This is a genomic window from Ruegeria sp. A5 (genome assembly GCF_056543005.1).
Genome location: NZ_JBQGAV010000011.1, coordinates 76230 through 93929, shown reverse-complemented (window position 1 = coordinate 93929; position 17700 = coordinate 76230). Strand labels below are relative to the sequence as shown.

Annotated in this window: 16 protein-coding genes; 7 read left to right on the top strand and 9 right to left on the bottom strand. The window is 58.8% G+C overall.

Annotation, left to right across the window (positions count from 1 at the left end; genetic code table 11):
- Positions 1 to 215: 215 nt before the first annotated feature.
- Positions 216 to 992, bottom strand: a complete 777-nt coding sequence (locus ACR0AY_RS19460; protein ID WP_170395375.1) for an enoyl-CoA hydratase — start codon at positions 990 to 992, stop codon at positions 216 to 218.
- A 66-nt stretch (positions 993 to 1058) separates the two neighbouring features.
- Positions 1059 to 1910, bottom strand: coding sequence for a bifunctional DNA-formamidopyrimidine glycosylase/DNA-(apurinic or apyrimidinic site) lyase (gene mutM / locus ACR0AY_RS19455; RefSeq protein ID WP_170515657.1), 852 nt, complete (start codon positions 1908 to 1910; stop codon positions 1059 to 1061).
- A gap of 86 nt (positions 1911 to 1996) precedes the next feature.
- On the opposite strand from mutM, the gene ubiE reads away from it, so the two are divergent.
- Positions 1997 to 2749, top strand: a complete 753-nt coding sequence (gene ubiE / locus ACR0AY_RS19450; protein WP_170515661.1) for a bifunctional demethylmenaquinone methyltransferase/2-methoxy-6-polyprenyl-1,4-benzoquinol methylase UbiE — start codon at positions 1997 to 1999, stop codon at positions 2747 to 2749.
- Positions 2750 to 4279: a 2-polyprenylphenol 6-hydroxylase gene (gene ubiB, locus ACR0AY_RS19445; protein WP_170515664.1), complete on the top strand. Its 1530-nt coding sequence runs from the start codon at positions 2750 to 2752 to the stop codon at positions 4277 to 4279. It begins immediately after the preceding gene.
- A gap of 97 nt (positions 4280 to 4376) precedes the next feature.
- On the opposite strand, the gene ACR0AY_RS19440 is transcribed toward ubiB, so the two are convergent.
- Positions 4377 to 5552, bottom strand: a complete 1176-nt coding sequence (locus ACR0AY_RS19440; RefSeq protein ID WP_170515667.1) for an acetyl-CoA C-acyltransferase family protein — start codon at positions 5550 to 5552, stop codon at positions 4377 to 4379.
- A gap of 112 nt (positions 5553 to 5664) precedes the next feature.
- On the opposite strand from ACR0AY_RS19440, the gene ACR0AY_RS19435 reads away from it, so the two are divergent.
- The 5 genes from ACR0AY_RS19435 to ACR0AY_RS19415 all read left to right on the top strand — a co-directional run bounded on the left by ACR0AY_RS19435 (position 5665) and on the right by ACR0AY_RS19415 (position 10338).
- Positions 5665 to 6228, top strand: coding sequence for a helix-turn-helix domain-containing protein (locus ACR0AY_RS19435; RefSeq protein WP_170395365.1), 564 nt, complete (start codon positions 5665 to 5667; stop codon positions 6226 to 6228).
- A gap of 109 nt (positions 6229 to 6337) precedes the next feature.
- Positions 6338 to 7522: a glycine C-acetyltransferase gene (locus ACR0AY_RS19430; RefSeq protein ID WP_170515670.1), complete on the top strand. Its 1185-nt coding sequence runs from the start codon at positions 6338 to 6340 to the stop codon at positions 7520 to 7522.
- 14 nt (positions 7523 to 7536) lie between these two features.
- A complete protein-coding gene (tdh, locus tag ACR0AY_RS19425; RefSeq protein WP_170515826.1) occupies positions 7537 to 8565 on the top strand; it encodes an L-threonine 3-dehydrogenase in 1029 nt (342 codons plus the stop codon).
- Between the two features lie 33 nt (positions 8566 to 8598).
- A complete protein-coding gene (locus ACR0AY_RS19420; RefSeq protein ID WP_480454511.1) occupies positions 8599 to 9504 on the top strand; it encodes a tryptophan 2,3-dioxygenase in 906 nt (301 codons plus the stop codon).
- A 3-nt stretch (positions 9505 to 9507) separates the two neighbouring features.
- On the top strand, positions 9508 to 10338 hold the full coding sequence (locus tag ACR0AY_RS19415; protein ID WP_170423357.1) for an alpha/beta hydrolase: 831 nt from the start codon (positions 9508 to 9510) through the stop codon (positions 10336 to 10338).
- Positions 10339 to 10397: 59 nt separating this feature from the next.
- Here the strand turns inward: ACR0AY_RS19415 and infB are convergent, their stop codons facing one another.
- The 6 genes from infB to pip all read right to left on the bottom strand — a co-directional run bounded on the left by infB (position 10398) and on the right by pip (position 17677).
- A complete protein-coding gene (infB, locus tag ACR0AY_RS19410) occupies positions 10398 to 12872 on the bottom strand; it encodes a translation initiation factor IF-2 (RefSeq protein WP_170395359.1) in 2475 nt (824 codons plus the stop codon).
- 8 nt (positions 12873 to 12880) lie between these two features.
- Complete coding sequence (locus ACR0AY_RS19405) at positions 12881 to 13504, bottom strand: RNA-binding protein (protein WP_170515676.1); 624 nt, start codon at positions 13502 to 13504, stop codon at positions 12881 to 12883.
- 22 nt (positions 13505 to 13526) lie between these two features.
- On the bottom strand, positions 13527 to 15140 hold the full coding sequence (gene nusA, locus ACR0AY_RS19400) for a transcription termination factor NusA (protein WP_170395353.1): 1614 nt from the start codon (positions 15138 to 15140) through the stop codon (positions 13527 to 13529).
- Positions 15140 to 15730 (bottom strand): ribosome maturation factor RimP, encoded by a 591-nt coding sequence (gene rimP / locus ACR0AY_RS19395; RefSeq protein ID WP_010442531.1) that lies wholly within the window; start codon positions 15728 to 15730, stop codon positions 15140 to 15142. Before rimP ends, nusA begins: the two co-directional genes overlap by 1 nt.
- 160 nt (positions 15731 to 15890) lie before the next feature.
- On the bottom strand, positions 15891 to 16703 hold the full coding sequence (locus ACR0AY_RS19390) for an ABC transporter substrate-binding protein (RefSeq protein WP_170408665.1): 813 nt from the start codon (positions 16701 to 16703) through the stop codon (positions 15891 to 15893).
- Complete coding sequence (gene pip / locus ACR0AY_RS19385) at positions 16700 to 17677, bottom strand: prolyl aminopeptidase (RefSeq protein WP_170515365.1); 978 nt, start codon at positions 17675 to 17677, stop codon at positions 16700 to 16702. Before pip ends, ACR0AY_RS19390 begins: the two co-directional genes overlap by 4 nt.
- Positions 17678 to 17700: the final 23 nt, after the last annotated feature.

Below are 17700 nucleotides of genomic sequence, written 5' to 3'. Positions count from 1 at the left end.
TTTTGTTCGGTACGGTTATCTTGGGTTGCGCGCCACGGACATATCCGCACCGGATCAGAAATCACGAGTGTGAGTCGGGCCAAGCGGGCCGCACGCGCATGTATGACGGCGGTCTCTAACCAAGTTTGGCAGGTTTGCCAAGCTGATTCTTCCAGTATGTGATGAGGGAAAAAGGCGGGGTCTGCCCGCCTAATATCACTAAGCGACGATTATGATCACTTGTCGCGGAACTGAGCCGCACGTTTTTCCAGAAACGCGGCCATGCCTTCTTTCTGGTCCTCTGTCGCGAACATCGAATGGAACACCCGACGCTCAAACAGCATGCCTTCGCTCAGCGGCAGCTCATAGCTGCGGTTCACAGCCTCTTTGGCCGCGATGGCCGTGATCTGCGATTTCTCTGCAATCTTCTGCGCCGCACCGGTTGCCTCTTCAATCAGCTTTTTGGCGGGCACGACACGACTGACCAATCCGGCGCGCTCGGCCTCTTCAGCGTCCATGAAGCGGCCTGTCAGGTTCATGTCCATCGATTTGGACTTACCAACGAAGCGGGTCAGACGCTGACTGCCACCAAGCCCCGCGATGACGCCCAGATTGATCTCGGGCTGGCCGAACTTGGCGGTGTCGGCAGCGATGATGAAATCGCACAGCATCGCCAGTTCACAGCCGCCGCCCAGCGCGTAACCGGCAACGGCGGCGATAATAGGTTTACGGATCGCGGAAACCCTATCGTTGGCGTCTGCAAACAGATTGACGTCGAATACATCGACAAAACTCATCTCGGACATTTCCTTGATGTCCGCACCGGCGGCAAAGGCCTTGTCCGAGCCGGTGATGACGATGCAGCGCACTTTGTCATTGCTATCCGCATCTTCCAGCGCCTCGCACAGCTCACCCAGCAACTGGGTGTTCAGCGCGTTCATCGCATCGGGGCGGTTGAGCTTGATAAGGGCGACGTGGTCTTCGATTTCGACGATGATCGTCTCAAAAGCCATGAGGTGTAAGCTTCCGGTTGTTCCGTTCAGGTACGATTCCTTATCACGCGATTTCGCTGGATCAAGTTATCTTTGGCATTGCGCGCAATAGAAGGATGAGCGACCGGACTGGGTGATTCTCTTGATTTCAGCGCTACAACCCTCAGTTCGACAAGGCTCTCCTTCGCGGCCGTAGACGTCGAAACTGTGTTGAAAATATCCAAGTTCTCCATCGGCTTGGCGGAAATCGCGCAGCGATGACCCACCCGCTTCAATCGCGTCCTGCAACACTTTTCTGATGATCGGCACAAGGGCCGCAACGCGTGGCGCAGAAATCTGTCCCGCTTTGCGACGTGGCGACACCTTGCCGCGATAAAGCGCTTCGCAGACGTAAATATTACCCAAACCGGCAACGATTCCCTGATCCAACAACGCCGATTTGACCGGGCTGTTCTTGCCTTTGAAGGCGTCTATCAGGTGCTGTTCGTGAAAATCATTACCCAACGGTTCAGGTCCCAGAACCGATAGCAGCTTGTGCTGCTCCGCCGTTGCCGTCGGCAGCAGGTCCATTGCCCCGAACCGGCGCGGATCGTTGAAGGTGATGCGTGCGCCATTAGCCATATGTAACACCACGTGATCATGTTTCTGCGCCATCGGATGCTCATGCGCATACTGTCCGAGCGGAGCGCCAGAGACCGTCATCCGCCCCGACATGCCCAGATGGATCAACAACGTCTCGCCACTGCTGAGATCCGCCAGAATGTACTTCGACCGTCGCCGCAGCCGATCCACCCGTTGCCCCGTCAGCCGCTCGGCCATGCGAGCCGGGAAAGGCCAACGCAAATCGGGGCGATTCACATCCGCCCTTTCGATCACTGCGCCCTCCATTGCAGGGCTCAGGCCGCGTCTTACTGTCTCGACCTCGGGCAATTCGGGCATTACAGGGCTCCTATTCCAAAGGGCCGCATTGTGCCCGCCTCTTATCGCCCTATAACAGAGGCGAAATTCGACAAACGGCAAGGCAAATGTCCGACACAAACGACAAGACCACCCATTTCGGGTTCGAAACCGTGCGCGAGGCTGAAAAAGCCGGCCGCGTACAGGGCGTGTTCAATTCGGTCGCCTCGAAATACGACGTGATGAACGACGTGATGTCGATGGGCATCCACCGGGTCTGGAAAGACGCGATGATGGACTGGCTTGCCCCGCGCGCCGGTCAGCGGCTTCTGGATGTGGCGGGCGGCACCGGCGATATCTCGTTCCGCTTTCTGAAGCGCGCAGGCCACGGCCATGCTACCGTGCTGGACCTGACCGAGCCGATGCTGGTCGAAGGCCGCCAGCGCGCCGAGGCCGCCCAGATGTCCGACAGCCTGAATTGGGTGGTGGGCGATGCGATGGCGCTGCCCTTCGAGGATAACACCTTCGATGTCTACACCATCTCCTTCGGCATCCGGAATGTCACCCGCCCGCAAGAGGCGCTGAACGAGGCCAATCGCGTTCTGAAGCCCGGTGGTCGTCTGATGGTGCTTGAGTTCAGCCAGTTACCCAATGACGGGCTGCAGAAGCTTTACGACCTCTACAGTTTCAATGTCATCCCGCGTATGGGCAAGCTGATCGCCAACGACTACGACAGCTATCAGTACCTTGTGGAATCGATCCGCAAGTTCCCAGACCAGGAGACATTCCTGAACATGGTCCGCACCGCCGGATTCGAAAACGCCAAATACCGCAACCTGAGCATGGGCATTGCCGCACTGCATTCTGGTTGGAAGATCTAGATGCGCGGCCCCCACAACATCATTCGCCTGATCCGGACGGGCGCCACGCTGGAACGCACCGGTGCCATGAATGTGGTGCTGGACGCGTTTGAAGCGCCGCGCGCCGTACGTATTCTGGCGCATACGCTGGGCAAACCGTTCCAATGGCTGGGCTACAAGGGCGACCCCGAGATGCCGCCCGCCACCCGTGCCCTGACCGCATTGGGTCCGGCTTACATCAAATTCGGGCAGGTGCTTTCGACCCGCCCCGATGTGGTGGGAAATGAACTGGCCGAGCAACTGCGTGTTCTGCAAGACAAGCTGCCGCCCTTTTCCAAAGCTGAAGCAATGGCAGAGGTCGAGAAAGAGTTAGGCCAACCGACGTCAGAGATATTCAGCGAGTTCAGTGAACCTATCGCCGCTGCCTCGATTGCTCAGGTTCACAAGGCCAAGCTGACCAGCACAGGCGAAGACGTTGCTGTCAAAGTCCTGAGACCGGGTATCGAGCGCGCCTTCCGCAAGGATGTAGACGCGTTCTATTTCGCCGCGCGTATGGTGCAACTTTGCGCCCCCGGAGCGCGCCGACTACGCCCGATGGAAGTGATCGAGCATTTCGACGGCGTAGTACGCGGCGAGTTGGACCTGCGTCTGGAAAGTGCCGCCGCCTCGGAATACGCTGCCAATACCAAGGATGATGCCGGATTCTGGCTGCCTCCGGTGGTCTGGTCGCTATCCGCACGCCGCGTCATGACGCTCAGCTGGGCTGATGGCATTCCCTTGGGAGATAACAACGCGCTGGACGCTGCCGGACATAATCGCCGCGATCTGGCTGAGCGCGTGCTCCGCCTGTTCCTATTGCACGCGCTACGCGACGGCTATTTTCACGCCGACATGCACCAAGGCAACCTCAAGGTCGCTGCGAACGGGGACATTATCGCCTATGACTACGGCATCATGGGTCATATCGATGAATATACTCGCCGGGTATATGCCGAGATTCTCTTTGGTTTCATCCGCCGCGACTATAAACGCGTGGCTGAAGTCCATTTCGAAGCAGGCTATGTGCCTGCCAATCAGGACGTCGACGAATTCGCCCGCGCCTTGCGCGCGGTAGGTGAGCCGATCTTCGGCATGGACGCCACCCATATCTCGATGGGTCGGCTGCTGAGCTACCTGTTCGAAGTCACTGAACGCTTTGGCATGGAAACCCGCACCGAGCTGATCCTGCTGCAACGCACCATGGTGGTGGTCGAAGGCGTCGCCCGCTCGCTTGATGATCACATGAACATCTGGGAGGTCGCCCGACCGGTGGTCGAGGATTACATCAAACAATCCATCGGCCCCCGCGCCGCCCTGCGCGATTTCGGTAAAACCGCCCTGGTGCTTGCCCGTTTCGGCCCCCGCTTGCCCGGTCTGGTGGAAAATGCCCTGATTGCCCAGACCCAAAAAGACGACCCAAAGACACCGGGTTTCATCGCAAACCTTCTGCCAGCAGCGATCGGCGCGGCCGCAGGCATAGCCGCGACGCTTGTCATCTTCGCACTCAGCTAAACCAACCCGACCGCTTCATCTGGCCAAAAATACCTTCGGGGGGAATCGCGCCCCGGCGCGATGGGGGGCAGACAGCCCCCCCTTGCCCCGGTCCAACTCAGAGCCGCTCGATGGCGAGGGCAATCCCCTGACCTCCGCCGATGCACATGGTGATCAGACCTTTCGATCCGCCAATACGCTCCAACTCATACAATGCCTTAAGCGTGATAATCGCCCCTGTGGCGCCCACCGGATGGCCCAGTGCAATAGCCCCACCGTTCGGATTCACCTTTGCAGCGTCCAGACCCAATTCCTGATTGACGGCCAGAGCTTGCGCCGCAAACGCCTCGTTGCTTTCGATCACGTCGAAATCATCCGAAGACAGACCCGTCTTTGCGAACAGGTTCTGCACAGCTGGAACCGGGCCGATGCCCATCACCTCGGGTCGCACGCCGGCATGGGCATAGCCAATCACGCGCGCTTTAGGTTTCAAGCCCGCCTTTTCTGCAGCATCCGCTGTCGCCAAAACCATCGCCGCCGCGCCGTCATTGATGCCCGAGGCGTTGCCTGCCGTCACCCGCCCATCTTTCTGGAATACCGGGCGCAATCCGGCCAGCGCCTCGGCAGTGGTGGCCTTGGGATGTTCATCGACCTTGAAGTCGACCTTGTCGCGCTTGACCTTGACCTGCACCGGCGCGATTTGGCTGTCGAAATACCCGGCCTCAATCGCCGCAGCCGCACGGGTCTGGCTGGTCAGCGCAAACGCGTCCATCTGTTCGCGGCTGATCTGGTGTTCATCCGCCACATTCTCGGCGGTCACCCCCATATGCCCGGTGCCGAATGGGCAGTTCAGCGCGCCCAGCATCATGTCGAGCGATTTGACATCGCCCATCTTCGCCCCCCAACGGGCCTGCGGTACGACATAAGGGCTGCGCGACATGCTTTCGGCACCGCCCGCCACGGCAAACTCGGCATCGCCTAGCATCAGCGCCTGCACCGCCGACACTACTGCCTGCGCCCCCGAACCGCACAGCCGGTTCACGTTCATCGCCGGAGTCCCGTTCGGAATACCCGCCTGCATTGCGGCGACTCGCGACAGATACATGTCGCGCGGTTCGGTGTTGATCACATGACCAAAGACAACATGATCAATCTGCGCGCCTTCAACGCCCGAACGCTCCATTGCCGCCTCGGTCGCCACGGTCGCCAGATCGATCGGAGCGGTCGAGGCCAACGCACCGCCAAAGGTCCCGATGGCTGTGCGCGCACCGTCCAGTATTACTATGTCCGTCATGTTTTCTCCTCCAAGTCTCGCGCCCATTATGCACCTGCAGCATGATCTTCATATTAGACTCACTGTCACGCCGGAATTGACATTACGTTGCGCAACACCCATGGATTCCGTCATGACGGAAAACACAGACGATATTCTGACGCGCCTGCCCGCCCGATTGAAAGAGGCGCGCCGCGCCAAAGGCCTGTCGCTTGAGGCGGTCGCCAACCTCAGCGGCGTCTCGCGTTCCATGGTCAGCCAGATCGAGCGTGGTGAAAGCAGCCCCACAATTTCGACTCTGTGGAACCTGACGCGCGCTCTGCAGGTGGATTTCGCCGGACTGTTGGAAGACGCCAAAACGACCGACCAGATCGAAGTGCTGCGTCAAGCAGAAGTGCCCAGTATCGACAATATGGGCGAGAAATGCCGGATTCGCATCCTCTCTCCCCCCGAAGAGGCCGGAGGACACGAGGTCTATGATATTCAGTTTCAGGCCAATGGGAGCCTGAACAGCCAGCCTCATGCGCGCGGCGCACGAGAGCAACTGACTGTGCTGGAAGGCGCCGTCCGTGTCACTTCGGGAACGGCATCCAGCGATCTGAAACAAGGGGATACCGCCCGGTATGCCGCCGATATTACGCATTCGATAAGCGCTGAAAACCCGGCCCGCGTTTTCCTGATCGTAAAAAACGCCTGAACGGGCAAGATTCCGCCTTCACGGATATTTTTCCCAAATACTGTAATTCTCCTATTTGGGAATTTCATCCGCTATGTTAGACGTGCGACTCAGATTAACGGAGGTCGCCATGGCTGATGCATTCCTGTCCCATATTTCGGATACACTCGCGCAGATTGAGGCAGAGGGTCTGTACAAGCGCGAACGAATGATCACCTCGCCTCAGGGCGGTGAGATTACAGTGGGCGACAAGCAGGTGATCAACCTGTGCGCCAACAACTATCTGGGTTTGGCCGATCACCCTGCGCTGATCAACGCCGCCAAAGGCGCAATGGAGCCCAAGGGGTTCGGCATGGCCTCGGTCCGGTTCATCTGCGGTACGCAGGACATTCATCGTGAACTTGAGCAGAAGCTGGCAAAGTTCCTGAACAAGGACGATTCAATTCTGTTCGCTGCCTGCTTCGACGCCAATGGCGGGTTGTTTGAGCCTTTGTTAGGGCCCGAAGACGCCATTATCTCTGACAGTCTAAATCATGCCTCGATCATCGACGGGGTACGGCTGTGTAAGGCAAAACGCTATCGCTACATGAACAACGACATGAATGACCTCGAAGCGTGGCTGAAACAAGCGCGCGAGGACGGGGCGCGGCATATCATGATCGCAACCGATGGCGTGTTCTCAATGGATGGCTATCTGGCCAATCTGCCGAAGATTCGCGAGCTGGCCAACAAATACGACGCCATCGTGATGGTCGATGACTGCCACGCCACCGGCTTTATGGGGCCAAACGGAGCGGGCACGCCGGACCACTTCGGCGTCGACGTGGATATTCTGACGGGAACTTTGGGCAAGGCACTTGGGGGGGCAATCGGCGGTTATATCGCCGGGCCGCAGCCAGTGATCGACCTGCTGCGGCAGCGGGCGCGGCCCTATCTGTTCTCAAACTCGCTGCCGCCGTCCATCGTTGCCGCAGGGCTTGAGGCAATCCGTCTGGTTGAAGAAGGTGACATGCTGCGCGCCCAATTGTTCGGCAATGCCAAGTACTGGCGCGCCGGGTTAGAGAATCTGGGCTTCGACCTACTTCCGGGCGAACACCCGATCATCCCGGTCATGCTGGGTGAAGCGACCCTGGCGCAGGATATGGCATCGCGATTGTTTGACGAAGGCGTCTATGTTTCGGGCTTTTTCTTCCCTGTCGTGCCGCGTGGTCAGGCCCGAATCAGAACGCAGATGAATGCGGCTCTAACTCGCGACGAATTAGACCGGGCGCTCGCGGCATTTGGCAGGGTCGGCAAAGAATTGGGGATAATCTGATGCGGCCCAACACGATGAAAGCCCTTGAGAAATCCAAGCCCGAGGAAGGTCTGTGGATGGTGCAGGCCCCAGTACCCGAGATCGGCCCCGACGAGGTTCTGATCCGCATCAACAAGACCGGGATTTGCGGCACGGATATTCATATCTGGAACTGGGATGAATGGGCTGCGGCCACCGTGCCGATCCCGATGATCACCGGCCACGAGTTCGCGGGTGAAATTGTTGAATTGGGTCGCAACGTGACAGGGATGACGGTCGGCCAGCGCTGTTCAGGCGAGGGGCATCTGATCACCCCTGACAGCCGCCAGAGCCGTGCGGGCAAGTTCCACCTTGATCCCGGCACGCGCGGTATCGGTGTGAATGAACAGGGTGCCTTTGCGCAATACCTGAAACTGCCTGCCTTTAACGTGGTGCCCCTGCCTGACGACGTACCGGATGAGATCGGGGCGATCCTCGACCCGCTGGGCAATGCCGTGCACACTGCACTCAGCTTCGATCTGCTGGGCGAGGACGTATTGATTACTGGCGCAGGCCCTATCGGCATCATGGCCGCCGCCGTTGCCCGTCATGCCGGTGCCCGGCATGTAGTGATCACCGATATCAACCCCGACCGCCTGAAACTGGCCGAACACGTGGTACCAACGGTACGCACAGTTGATGTGTCCAAAGAGGATCTGCAGGATGTCATCGCGGAACTGGGCATGACTCAGGGCTTTGATGTCGGGCTTGAAATGTCGGGCTCGCAAGCCGCGCTGGACCAGATGGTCGAAGCACTGGTGATGGGCGGCAAGATCGCACTGTTGGGGATTCCGCCCGGAAAATCTCCGGTGGACTGGTCGCGTATCGTGTTCAAGGCGATCACCATCAAGGGTGTCTATGGGCGCGAGATGTTCGAGACCTGGTACAAGATGATCGCCATGTTGCAGAACGGGCTGGATGTCAGCCGCGTAATCACCCACCAGTTCGCAGTCGATGACTTTACTCAGGGATTCAAGGCCATGAAATCCGGGCAATCAGGCAAGGTGGTTCTGGACTGGACCTAACGCTCTGGAACCGTGCGGGTTTTGTCCCTAAACATGGATAAATCCGCGCGTCTGGAGGAGCACATGGGCGACAAAGACAGGTATACAGAACGGGGAATCGAAGAGTCTCTGGTCACCGATTTCACAGAAACTCACCGCAAAAGCTATGGGGATTTTCTGCAACTTAAGACTCTGCTGAACCTGCAAAAGACCTTTCAGGACCCGGCCCAACCTGATGAGATGTTGTTCATCATCATTCATCAGGTCAGCGAACTGTGGCTGAAACTGATGCACCATCAACTTGTCGAAGTCCGCCGGTTCTTGCAGCAGGACGATTTCGGTCCCGCGATGAAGAACCTCGACCGGATCAAGGCGATCCAACGGCAGTTGATCGCCGCGTGGGAGACGCTACTGACTATGACTCCCGCGGACTACATGACGTTTCGGGACGCATTAGGCAGTTCGTCAGGCTTTCAAAGCTATGGCTATCGCCAAATCGAGTTCATTCTGGGCAACAAAGATCCCGCGACCCTGAAAGTGCATGCGCATGACCCAGAAGTGATGGAGATGCTGAACGCGGCTCTTACCAAACCCTCGCTCTATGACGAAGTGCTGCGGATGCTGGCCCGGCAAGGGTTTGACGTGCCGCATGATCTGATCGAGCGGGATTACGCAAAGCCCTATTCCGGCGATCCGCGTATCGTCAAAATCTGGGTCGAAGTGTTCCGCAACACGGAACAATACTGGGATCTTTACGCGCTGGCCGAAAAACTGATGGATGTGGAATCTCTGTTCCAGAGATGGCGATTCGATCATGCAACCGCGGTTGAGCGCGTGATCGGAATGCAGCCCGGAACGGGTGGATCTAGCGGCGTGGCCTTCCTGCGCAAGGCGCTGGAGTTGCGGTTTTTCCACGACCTCTACGACGTGCGAACCGAACTGATGTATACTGGGGAATAGGCCATGCTGTATCGCGGATTCACCCAAGAAGAGCTTGAGCAGGAGTATTCCCCTAGCTCAATGATTGGCGGTGATCTGACGCCATATCTAGCCAGCTATTCTGCCCTCAGCGCACAGGCACGGTCTGAAATTAGGATGCAGGAAAACCGTTCCTATGGCGACAGCCCGACGCAAGTTCTGGATTTCTTCCCCGCACCTGGCGCCAACGCGCCTTTGCATGTCTTTATTCATGGTGGCTATTGGCAGGCGCTTAGTCAGCGTGAGTCGGCCCCTATGGCACCGGTATTGCATGAGAACGGGCAAGCCTTTGCCACGCTGAATTATACGCTCGCCCCCGATGCCAGATTGGGGCAGATGGTCGAAGAATGCCGTACCGCCTTGTTGTGGCTTGCGTCACAGGCCGAAACACTGGGTTTTGATCCATCAAACATCACGCTATCGGGTCACAGTGCAGGTGCCCATCTGGTTGCGATGGTGATGGCGACGTCTTCGAAGGCATTTGCGCAGGCTGGCCTGCGGGTGCGCAATGTAATCCTGATTAGCGGGATCTATGACCTTGTTCCGATCAGCCTGACCTCGGTGAATGATCCGCTGCAACTGACCAAGGTCGAGATTCACGATTTCTCACCCTGCCTCAACCTGCCCGCGCCAGGACCCCGTTACAGGGTGACAGTCGCCGAGCGGGATACGCCCGAGTTTATCCGCCAAAGCCGTGACTATGCGGAATTGCTGCGCAAGGCCGGACATTCGGTCAGTTTCGATCTGCAGAAGGGCAAGCATCATTTTGACATCATCATGCCTTCGGGCACGTTTCTGTCGTCGCGCACGGACTAACCTAAATGAAAACAGCGGCCTAGTGGGGCCGCTGTTTCAAGTTTTTTTCTAGATCCGGATCAGTCCAGCGTACGCGTGACCTCTTCGCGTTCGAAAATCTCGATCACGTCGCCGGCGCGAATATCGTCGTAATTCTCGAACGCCATACCGCATTCCTGTCCCGACTGAACTTCCGCCACTTCATCCTTGAAGCGCTTGAGGGTCTTCAGCGTGCCTTCGTGGATCACCACGTTGTCGCGCAGCAGGCGTACGCCAGCCGAGCGGCGGGCAACACCTTCGGTGACCAGACAGCCGGCAACTTTGCCAACACCGGTAACCTTGAAGACCTCTTTGATCTCGGCGTAACCGATGAACTTTTCGCGAATCTCGGCGCTCAACAGGCCGGATGCGGCTGCTTTCACGTCATCCACCAGATCGTAGATCACCGAGTAATAGCGGATCTCGACGCCCTTCTGGTTCGCAGTGTTCCGCGCCGATGCGTTCGCACGCACGTTGAAGCCAAAGATCGGTGCACCAGAGGCTTCGGCCAGGCCGACATCCGTCTCGGTGATCGCACCAACACCCGAGTGCAGAACGCGTACGCGCACTTCGTCGTTGCCGATCTTCTCCATCGCCTGAACGATGGCTTCGGCAGAGCCCTGCACATCCGCTTTCATCAGAATAGGCAGCTCGGTGACGTTTTCGTCTTCCTTCGCCTTCTGCATCAGCTGTTCAAGGGTGGTCGCGGCACCAGCGGCGGCGCGTTTGTCCTTGGCGGCTTGCTCACGATAAGCAGCGATCTCACGGGCCTGCGCTTCGGTCTCGGTCACGTTCAGAACGTCACCTGCTTCGGGCGTACCGTTGAGACCCAGAACCTCGACCGGAACTGAGGGGCCAGCTTCTTTGACGCGGTCGCCCTTGTCGTTGATCAGCGCACGGACCTTACCGTACTGCTCACCCACAACGAAGATATCGCCCTGACGCAGTGTGCCGTTCTGAACCAGAACGGTGGCGACGGGGCCACGGCCCACATCCAGCTGCGCCTCGATCACGGCACCTTGGGCGGCGCGATCTGGGTTGGCTTTCAGTTCCAGAATCTCGGCCTGCAGCGCAATGGCTTCCAGCAATTCGTCCAGCCCCTGACCAGTCATGGCCGAGACCTCAACGTCCTGAACCTCACCCGACATCTTTTCGACGATCACTTCGTGCTGCAACAAGTCAGTGCGGACTTTGTCGGGGTTCGCGTCGGGCTTGTCGATCTTGTTGATCGCCACGATCATCGGCACTTCGGCCGCTTTGGCGTGGTTGATCGCCTCGATCGTCTGCGGCATCACTGCGTCATCGGCAGCAACAACAAGAACCACGATATCCGTGACCTGAGCACCCCGCGACCGCATTGAAGTAAAGGCTGCGTGGCCCGGCGTATCCAGGAAGGTCAGCGTGGTGCCGCCATCGGTTTTCACCTGATAGGCACCGATATGCTGCGTGATTCCACCGGCTTCGCCGGCAACAACACGCGCGTCGCGGATCGCATCCAGCAGCGAGGTCTTACCGTGGTCAACGTGACCCATGATGGTGATGACCGGCGGACGGGGCTGCAGATCGTCATCGCTGTCTTCGACCTCTTTGATGACGTCTTCAACATCCGAATCAGAGACACGCGTGACCTTGTGGCCAAATTCTTCGATGATCAGTTCAGCCGTGTCAGCGTCGATGGTCTGGTTCTGTGTGACCATCATGCCCATCTGCATCAGCGATTTGACAACGTCAGCCACGCGCTCGGCCATACGGTTGGCCAGTTCCGAGACCATGATCGCCTCGGGCAGCTGAACGTCGCGGATCACCTTTTCCCGCTCGACCGTGCCGCCCATGGCCTTCTGGCGCGCACGCTCCTGCTTGCGTTTCATCGCGGCCATCGAGCGTTGGCGATTGCCTTCGCCGCCAGTGGCCTGACCAAGTGTCAGCTTGCCCGAGCGGCGGTTGTCGTCACGGCCCTTGCCACGGCCACGCTGCTCACGCTCGCGATCCTGCTTGCGCGGTGCCGCAGCAGGTGCAGGCTTGCTGGATGGGCTGCGTGCGGCCTTGGGCTCGGCGGGTGCCGGGGCTGCGGCAGCACGCTGGGCTGCTTCCTCGGCCTCTTTACGCTTGCGTTCTTCCTCTTCGGCCTTGGCACGGGCACGCTCTTCAGCTTCACGCTGCTCGCGTTCCTTGGCCTCTTGTTCGGCCCGGCGGCGTGCGCGTTCTTCTTCGCGCGCCTTTTCCTGCGCCTCACGGGCAGCGGCCTCTTCAGCCTCGCGCGCTTTGGCGGCTTGCAACGCCTTCATACGACGCGCCATTTCCGCATCGGAAATACCCGCTGGGCGACGCGAAGGATCACCCGAAGGTGTCGCACCACCACTTGGTTTGGTCGCGCCCGGCTTGGGTACGACCACGCGTTTGCGTTTGGTCTCCACCACGACATTCTTGGTGCGTCCGTGGCTGAAACTCTGTTTCACATTTCCGGGGCGTGCCCCGCCACGAAGACCCAATGTCTTTTTGCCGTCACTATCGCTCATAAAGCTTCTTACCCTTCCGAGCGGCCCTTGCCGCCGTCATCCTTTTCGCGCAAGCCACGCAGGCGCTGCGCTTCCTCTACAACACGTTTGGCGAGTCCGCCAGAGGCCAAGGCCGCATGAATCACGGTTTGGCGCCCAAATGCCGCCCCAAGCTCGTCTGCGGTCAGCCAGCCGATGTATTTCCCGAAGTGCGGCGTGCTGAGTTTCGACTTGCCGCGCCCCGATCCGTCTGAGGCCTGAATCAGCACCTGGGCCTCTTCCCGGTCCAGCCACGACTTGACCTTTTCATACCCGGCGACCGCGTCACCGGACTTGCGCGCCAGACTGATCAGCTCGATCACACGACGCGCCACCTGTTTCTCGACCTCATCGGTCAGTTCCTTGGCGGCACTCACCTGTGCCTTAAACCCGCGCGAGAACAGTTTCTTGTTCACCGCCTTGTCCAGCGCCGCACGATCCGCCGCCACGTAAACCCCACGCCCCGGCAATTTCGCCGCGACATCGGGAAAGACCTGACCATCCGGCCCCGTCACAAAGCGGATCAAGCCATATTTGGGCTGAACCTCGCCCGTGGCGATGCACTTGCGTTCAGGGCCTTCCGACCGATCCTTATGGACGCCACCGCGACCCATGTCAGCCACCCGAGGCCTGAGATCAGGCCTCGACCTCCTCATCTGTTGCTTCACCGTCTTCTTCGGCCTGCTCTAGCTCGGCCGGATCGACCCAACCCAGCATGATGCGCGCGGTCATGACCAGATCCTGCGCCTCTTCCAGCGTCACGCCGAAGGGCTCCAGTACACCATCATCCTTGATGCGTTCGCCATCGACCGTGGTCCAGCCACCGGCCAGTTCCCAGTCGGCGCAGGTTGCGAAGTCTTCCAGAGTCTTCACATCATCCTTGGCCAGCGCCTCTACCATCTGGGGTGTCAGGCCCTCGAATTCAATAAGACTGTCCTCGGCACCCAGCGCACGGGCTGCATCCAGCGCCGCCTTGGCCTGAGCTTCCAGGAATTCGCGTGCACGTGTCTGAAGTTCTTGCGCGGTTCCTTCATCCACACCGTCGATGACCAGCAGTTCGTCGATTTCAACGTATGCCACTTCTTCGAGGTTGGTGAAGCCTTCAGAAACCAGCAGCTGAGCGAAGAATTCGTCCAGATCCAGCGTTTCCATGAACAACTGGGTGCGAGCCTCGAATTCTTTCTGACGGCGCGCCGATTCTTCGGCTTCGGTCATGATGTCGATGTCCAGATTGGTCAGCTGGCTGGCCAGACGCACGTTCTGACCACGACGGCCAATGGCGAGGCTCAGTTGCTCCTCGGGAACTACAACTTCGATCTTGCCAGCTTCTTCGTCCAGAACCACCTTTGAAACTTCGGCGGGCTGCAGAGCGTTCACAAGGAAAGTCGGCTGATCTTCGTTCCACGGGATGATGTCGATTTTCTCTCCCTGCAGCTCGTTTACCACGGCCTGCACGCGGCTGCCGCGCATACCAACACAAGCGCCGACGGGGTCAATCGAGCCGTCATAAGAAATCACGGCAATCTTGGCGCGCGAGCCGGGATCACGAGCAACGGCCTTGACCTCGATGATGCCGTCATAGATTTCTGGTACTTCCATCTTGAACAGCTCGGCCATGAATTCCGGCGCAGTGCGCGACAGGAAGATCTGGTGACCACGCACCTCGCGGCGAACCTCTTTGATATAGGCGCGCACACGGTCGTTCGGGCGATAGCTTTCGCGACCGATCTTGTCATTGCGGCGCAGAACGGCCTCGGCACCGCCCAGATCGACGATCACATTGCCGAACTCTTCACGCTTGACCGCACCGTTGATGATGGTGCCGGCACGATCCTTGAATTCTTCGTACTGACGATCACGCTCGGCTTCGCGAACCTTCTGCAGGATGACCTGCTTGGCGGACTGAGCTGCAATCCGGCCCATTTCCACGGGCGGGACTTCTTCAACGAAGACGTCACCAACCTCGGGCGATTCCATGTACTGGCGCGCCTGCTCGACGGTCATCTCGGCCTGATAGTTCTCAAGCTCTTCATCCTCGACCACGGTGCGGACGCGGGTGAAGGTCGCCTTGCCGGTCTTGCGGTCGATGCTGACGCGGATGTCCATCTCGGCGCCGTAACGGCTCTTGGCGGCACGGGCGAGCGATTCTTCCATCGCTTCGACAACCAGACCGGGGTCGATCATCTTTTCGCGGGCCACGGCCTCGGCGGTCTGCAGCAGCTCCAGCTGGTTGGCTGAGGTGATTGCCATCAGTTCGTCTCCTCTTCGGACCCTTCGGTCTCAATCTCGTCGAAAGCGTTTTCGTTCAGGGCACCAGCGTCTTTGCGCTGGCGCAGCATTTCCTTGATCAGGTCATCGGTCAGAACCAGCTTGGCATCGCTCAGCCAGTCAAATTGCAGACCGATGGTAATGGTCTCGTCTCCCTCGGGGATGTTGATCAGAACCTCATCCCCTTCGATCCCGGCCAATTCGCCCTTGAAGCGGCGGCGACCGTCGATCAGTTCTGCGGTTTCGATCTTGGCCTCATACCCTTCGAACGTCTCAAAATCTTTGAGACGGGTCAGAGGACGGTCAATTCCAGGGCTGGAAACTTCAAGCGTGTAGGCGTCCAAAATGGGGTCTTCGACATCCAGCGTGGCGCTGACCGCATTGGAAATCTCGGCGCAGTCATCCACTTCGATGCCGCCATCGGGCTTGTCTGCCATAATCTGCATCGTGGTGGTCTTGCCGCTCATCAGCCGAATGCGGACAAGCTCATACCCCAGATCCTCGATCACAGGGGTGATGATCTCGGCCAGTCGCCGGTCGATGGCAGCTTTGGCTATCAGGTCGTTTGTCATTCAGGTTCTCTACCCTGTTATCGGGCACAAAAAAACGGGCGCGCGGCCCGTCGAATTTTCCGGTGGAGCCCCGGACCAGAAGTCCGACGCGCCGCTGTTGCAACTGCATATACGCAGGAGTTCCTGAGTCTGCAACCCCCGGCGCAAATCGTGATCAAATTTACGCCAGCCACCACCGTTCGGCGATGCGCCCATCATCCAGCGCAGCCCGGCTGATCTGGCGCGGCATACCGACATGAGAGGCCATTGCCAACGCCATCTCGGCCTCAGACGGATGATATCGCAGCCCGCGTTGCGCGGTCAGCTCCTCACCAGCCGGGAGCGCTGCGATATCTACATATCCATCGCGCAATGCTTCGGCCCGCACCCCGGCGTCCGGGATCACGATAATCTCAAGCGTATCGACCCATCCTGCCGTTCCGCTTTTGTAGTGATTGGACACCCTGCGTGCGCGGAAATGACGTTCATCCTCGGCCCGCTCAACCCGGTAGCATCCTGTGCCGTTGGCCTGAGCCAGTGGCGTCACGCCCCCTCGCGCAATGACAAACCGTGACCCAGCCAGCAAGAATGGTAGTCCCGGGTTGCCCTCAGCCAATTGCAGCTGCACACGATCAGGTGCAATGGCCTCGGCCTGTCCAATATCTTCCAGAACAGCCAGTACGTCGTTCACGTCCAGCTTGGTGCCATCGTGGAACACAGCATCGTCGCGCAGATCAAAGTTCCAGACCCGCGCATCAGCATCGGTCTGCCAATTTGTAGCCAGCTCTCCGCGCAGGGTACCATCGGGCGCGATCTCGGTCAGGCTGTCAAAGACAGCCCCTCGCGCCACCTGTTCCAGACTGTTGTCGCGTGGCACCGCCAGTCGCAAGGTACCACCCTGTTTCGGCGTATCGGCCAGAGACGCTCCTGTCGCCGCCAGCAAAGCGGCGGCGGCGCCCGAGGCAAATAATGCGCGACGGTCTATGCGAGTCATACCGTTTCCTCCGACACGCGATCCATGATCCGAACCAGTTCCGCGCTGATGCCCGGTTCTGACAGGGCGTGACCGGCTTGCCGCACCATCTTCAGTTCGGCATTGGGCCAGCGCTCGGACAGGTTCCATGCAGCCTGCGGTGGGCAGATCATGTCATAGCGTCCCTGAACGATATGACCAGGAATATGGGCAATCCGATCCATCTGATCCAGAATTTGCCCGTCATACTCAAGAAACGCCTTGTTCGTGAAATAGTGATTCTCAAGCCGCGCAAAAGTTCGCGCGTATTCGCCGGGGCTTTCCCCGACCGACCCGTTGGTGTGGATCGAAGCCAAGGCGTTTTCCCAATGCGACCACGCGCGGGCATAGAGGATCTCGGTCGCGCGGTCGCCCGAAAACAGGCGCTTGTTGTAGGCCGCAATTGCGTCATTTACTTCATGTTCGGGCAAGAGAGAGGTGAACTTGGCCCATTGTTCAGGCCAGAATTTGCCCGCACCACCGCCATAAAACCAGTCCAGCTCGGCCTGTGTAGCCAGAAACACGCCGCGCAATACCAGCCGATTTACCCGATCTGGATGTGTTTGGGCATAGATCAACGCCAGTGTCGCGCCCCAGCTGCCGCCAAAGACGATCCAATCTTCGATGTCGAACAATTTGCGCAGACGCTCGATATCTGCCACCAGATGCCATGTCGTGTTGTTTTCGACCGACGCGGTTGGCCGCGACCGGCCACATCCGCGTTGATCAAAGAGAATCACCCGATAGGCATCCGGGTTGAAATACCGTCGCATCGCCGGGCTGCAGCCGCCGCCCGGCCCGCCATGCAGGATCACCACTGGTATCCCATTGGGATTACCGCATTGTTCCACATAAATACGGTGCCCATCACCCATATCGACCACGCGCTGATCGAACGGATCGATCGGCGGGTAAAGATATTGAACTGCGCGCTTTTGGTCCGGGTACTTATCCATTACGGCCCTATATAGTCCTTAAG

What these genes read in the sequence shown, in the direction of transcription:
- pip (WP_170515365.1), bottom strand. Translation starts at nt 17,677, where the DNA reads ATGGATAAGTACCCGGACCAAAAGCGCGCAGTTCAATATCTTTACCCG.
- ACR0AY_RS19390 (WP_170408665.1), bottom strand. Translation starts at nt 16,703, where the DNA reads ATGACTCGCATAGACCGTCGCGCATTATTTGCCTCGGGCGCCGCCGCC.
- ACR0AY_RS19405 (WP_170515676.1), bottom strand. Translation starts at nt 13,504, where the DNA reads ATGGGTCGCGGTGGCGTCCATAAGGATCGGTCGGAAGGCCCTGAACGC.
- ACR0AY_RS19420 (WP_480454511.1), top strand. Translation starts at nt 8,599, where the DNA reads ATGGATAAATCCGCGCGTCTGGAGGAGCACATGGGCGACAAAGACAGG.
- rimP (WP_010442531.1), bottom strand. Translation starts at nt 15,730, where the DNA reads ATGACAAACGACCTGATAGCCAAAGCTGCCATCGACCGGCGACTGGCC.
- mutM (WP_170515657.1), bottom strand. Translation starts at nt 1,910, where the DNA reads ATGCCCGAATTGCCCGAGGTCGAGACAGTAAGACGCGGCCTGAGCCCT.
- infB (WP_170395359.1), bottom strand. Translation starts at nt 12,872, where the DNA reads ATGAGCGATAGTGACGGCAAAAAGACATTGGGTCTTCGTGGCGGGGCA.
- ubiB (WP_170515664.1), top strand. Translation starts at nt 2,750, where the DNA reads ATGCGCGGCCCCCACAACATCATTCGCCTGATCCGGACGGGCGCCACG.
- ACR0AY_RS19440 (WP_170515667.1), bottom strand. Translation starts at nt 5,552, where the DNA reads ATGACGGACATAGTAATACTGGACGGTGCGCGCACAGCCATCGGGACC.
- tdh (WP_170515826.1), top strand. Translation starts at nt 7,537, where the DNA reads ATGAAAGCCCTTGAGAAATCCAAGCCCGAGGAAGGTCTGTGGATGGTG.
- ACR0AY_RS19415 (WP_170423357.1), top strand. Translation starts at nt 9,508, where the DNA reads ATGCTGTATCGCGGATTCACCCAAGAAGAGCTTGAGCAGGAGTATTCC.
- ACR0AY_RS19435 (WP_170395365.1), top strand. Translation starts at nt 5,665, where the DNA reads ATGACGGAAAACACAGACGATATTCTGACGCGCCTGCCCGCCCGATTG.
- nusA (WP_170395353.1), bottom strand. Translation starts at nt 15,140, where the DNA reads ATGGCAATCACCTCAGCCAACCAGCTGGAGCTGCTGCAGACCGCCGAG.
- ACR0AY_RS19460 (WP_170395375.1), bottom strand. Translation starts at nt 992, where the DNA reads ATGGCTTTTGAGACGATCATCGTCGAAATCGAAGACCACGTCGCCCTT.
- ubiE (WP_170515661.1), top strand. Translation starts at nt 1,997, where the DNA reads ATGTCCGACACAAACGACAAGACCACCCATTTCGGGTTCGAAACCGTG.
- ACR0AY_RS19430 (WP_170515670.1), top strand. Translation starts at nt 6,338, where the DNA reads ATGGCTGATGCATTCCTGTCCCATATTTCGGATACACTCGCGCAGATT.